Annotated in this window: 1 pseudogene; it reads right to left on the bottom strand. The window is 42.1% G+C overall.

Annotated elements, in window-relative coordinates:
* Positions 1 to 706 (bottom strand): annotated as a pseudogene (locus MXE28_RS11470) (hypothetical protein); the annotation flags it as partial.

Raw genomic sequence — 706 nt, 5'->3', positions numbered from 1 at the left:
GCGGAATTAGCTGTATCTTGAGCACCTTTAATGGAATCATTGAGATCTTTTTGCATACCAAATAATTGACCACCGGTTACAGCATCTTTGGAACCTTCAGCTACAGCACCTTCACCAAGGTTGCCAACAACTTTACCGCCTGCATCGATACCATCTTTAGTTACGGATGGGCCACCAACGATTGCTAAGCCGTCAGTTGTTAACGCTGCATCGCCAACACTCACGCCGTCAGCAGCGACTTTAGTTGCACCGATTTCTAAACTAGACTTATCTAGTTTGGTATCGCCTACAGCAACGGAACCGTCTGTGCCAAGATTAATATTTTTATCCAAGTTAACAGTGAATGTTTTAACACCGTCTTTATCGGTTGCATCAACAACACTGATGTTATTACCACCGTCTACATTAACGGATTCCTGAACGACTTCTTTAATAACTGTTTTGCCTTTGTCATCCAAGTTGCCTAAGTCTTTACCGGCGGCGTTGTTGATTTTTTCTTTCGTTGCATCGGTTAAATCTACTACCAAATTCTGACCGGATACTTTACTTTCAACCATGCCATCTTTAGCACCAACAATACCAAAGCCTGCATTGTCTTTATTAACAACGAGAGTTTGGCCTTTAGTGTCGGTTACGGTTACACTCTGAAGAGCGGAATTAGCTGTATCTTGAGCACCTTTAATGGAATCATTGAGATCTTTTTGCA

Origin of the sequence: Veillonella sp. KGMB01456, assembly GCF_023051165.1 — a bacterium.
GTDB lineage: Bacteria > Bacillota > Negativicutes > Veillonellales > Veillonellaceae > Veillonella_A.
This window is presented reverse-complemented; position numbering and strand designations above follow the sequence as displayed.